Raw genomic sequence first — 2584 nt, 5'->3', positions numbered from 1 at the left:
AGGGACACATGCAACCATTGCAACATTACGTGCCATTACCTTATTGCCTAACTGACGCATTACTTCCGGTTTCGGGCCGATAAAACGAATTCCCGCTTTGCTACAGGCCTCGGCAAACTCAGGGTTTTCAGACAAGAAACCATAGCCCGGATGAATGGCATCTACCCCTGCCTCAAGTGCAATACGGATAATATCTTCAATATCCAGATAGGCCGCAATTGGCTTTTTGCCAGCACCTACCCGATAAGCTTCATCCGACTTAAAGCGATGCAGGGCAAATTTATCTTCTTCTGCATAAATTGCAACCGTGCGGATGCCCATTTCTGTAGCAGCACGCATCACTCGGATAGCGATTTCACCACGGTTGGCAACTAAGATTTTACGTATTGGTTTCATCTTTTTAACACTTTTAAATTACTCTCAAGCATTCTTGTCAGGTCTTCTTGAGAGCGTAGTTAATAGAAGTAGATTGATCAGTTAAGGTGTGTCTCTTAGAAGTTATAAACCAGCATCACATTTAAGAGCTTGTTCCACTTGCCATCATCGCCCGCTGCAAGTGAGCTGCCCGTTCCACCCACAAATGGATCGTTTTTACTCATTAAATATTCGGTATAGAGCGAAACATTTTTGTAGTCCCATGCCACCCCCACAATGTTGCGCTGTGAGTCATCAAAGCCCTGTTCTTTCTTGTTGAAACCACTGAACACAACATAAGGCGTTACATTGAGTGAGTCTTTTACATTCTTAAAGGTGTAACTGGTATCTACCGTGTAGAAATAACCCTTATTGGCAATATCGTATTCACCATCAAACGAGCCAAAAGTAGAGCTTGCTGGGCTTAAGGCATCTTCGTTGCTAATCGACTGTCTGCCACCTGTAAGTACCACATTCAGGTTTTTATAGTTAATTCGGTTAAACACAGCCCATGTGTTTCGATTTCCATCGGCAGATGTCTTTTTATTTTCAATATCTGAATACCAGTAGCTTCCCCCAACAGATACTTTTAAATCATCCGTACTTAAAAACTTAAGATCTTGATCAGCACGTACCATCCACATGTTTTTTTCATTTAGGTTAGTTTTAAGTGGATCAGATGAAGTAACAACGTTGGCTGTGTAACGAGCTGAATCTTTACTGGTCCCGTGGTAGTTACCACCGTCAGTTGCAAAATATGCGAGGTCAACTTTAGTTGCAGTCGGCATTTCAAAGTGATAGTTCACACCTAAATCTAAAGCGTCTTGCAGGCCCATGGTATTGTTAATACCCGCATAGAAACTGCTGTCCCAATAGCGACCCGGACCAAAAGGAATTGGCTGTAAACCGACCGTAATATTATCGGTCGCATTTAAGCGGTAGCCTGCATAGGCCTGTACCAAAGTCGAGAAATCACAAAATTTATCGTATTGATAGCAGCGGTATTGGACTTTACCAAACCAGTCTGGTGACTCATAAGCCACATTTAAAATTGCTGCATCGAACTTAATTTTCTGATCAGAAGCAGACTCGCCGTAGTGTTTATCTTGATAGTTAGCCCGCAAAGTTCCAGAAACTGTGACTGCCCCCAGTTCAGTTTTTGAATCACCGAAAGTTACTCCAGCAAAAATAGGTGTAGACATTCCGACTACAAACAAACCCATTCCCACTTTTTTGATATAGAGGTTATTCATTTACATTTCCTTATTTAAATGAATTTTGGATAAAACGATCCCTTCAAAAACTTTTTTGTTTTCGAATTAAAAGTTAATGTGTTTTTTTAAACTCCCTTGGCTCCTAAGAACCAAGGGTTATAGAAGTTTTAAGACTCAGACACATCAATCCAGATGGTCTTTAATTCTGTGTATTGGTCATGTGCCCAAATCGATTTATCTCGGCCACCAAAACCAGACTCTTTATAACCGCCAAACGGTGTCGTAATGTCACCTTCACCAAAACAGTTCACCGTCACTACCCCAGCACGAATAGCACGTGAAAGCTTGATCGCATTGCGTAAGTTACTGGTATAGACCGAACCTGCAAGGCCATAAACAGAATCATTGGCAAGTGCGATAGCTTCATCAATTGTATTAAATGTGGTCACTGACAGAATTGGACCAAACACCTCTTCTTTAAATAAGGTATCTGTCGCCTTAATACCATCAACCACGGTTGGCTGAACGAAAATATCTTGTTCTGTGTTGCCACCAAAAACGATGCTTTGTTTTTCAGCTTTTGCCTGATCGATATAAGACTTCACTTTTTCATAGTGTGATTTGCTAACCATCGAACCCAGTTTATGATCTGGATCAAGTGGGTTACCCATTTTCCAGTCGTTCAAATGTATACCAATTAAACCTAATAGCTCATCTTTAACATCAGCATGAACAATTAAACGAGAAGATGCAGAACAGTTTTCGCCCATGTTCCAAAAAGCACCATTCACGATATGCTGTGCAACCTGATCTAAATCATCAACATCATTCATCACAACAGCAGGGTTTTTCCCACCACACTCAAGAACAACACGTTTTAGATTAGATTCGGCAGCATATTGTAAAAATAGGCGGCCTGTTTCAGTTGAGCCAGTAAAACTCACCATAGTGACATC

At 41.2% G+C, this 2584-nt stretch carries 3 protein-coding genes; all 3 read right to left on the bottom strand.

Annotated features, from left to right (window positions below; all coding sequences use genetic code 11):
• Positions 1-396 (bottom strand): biotin carboxylase N-terminal domain-containing protein (locus UC75_RS19430; RefSeq protein WP_322842877.1); only part of this gene is annotated, 396 nt, incomplete at its 3' end.
• Positions 397-491: 95 nt separating this feature from the next.
• Positions 492-1667 carry a hypothetical protein gene (locus tag UC75_RS00515; protein WP_049836339.1) on the bottom strand — a complete coding sequence of 392 codons (1176 nt, stop codon included), beginning with the start codon at positions 1665-1667 and terminating at the stop codon, positions 492-494.
• Positions 1668-1795: 128 nt separating this feature from the next.
• Positions 1796-2584 (bottom strand): aldehyde dehydrogenase family protein (locus UC75_RS19425; RefSeq protein WP_228136972.1); only part of this gene is annotated, 789 nt, incomplete at its 5' end.

This window comes from Acinetobacter sp. V2 (genome assembly GCF_001188385.1).
GTDB classification, from domain to species: domain Bacteria; phylum Pseudomonadota; class Gammaproteobacteria; order Pseudomonadales; family Moraxellaceae; genus Acinetobacter; species Acinetobacter oleivorans.
The sequence above is the reverse complement of the archived record's forward strand: the minus strand, read 5'-3'. Positions and strand labels throughout refer to the sequence as shown.

Coding starts and splice junctions, on each gene's coding strand:
- UC75_RS00515 (WP_049836339.1), bottom strand. CDS start 1,667: ATGAATAACCTCTATATCAAAAAAGTGGGAATGGGTTTGTTTGTAGTC.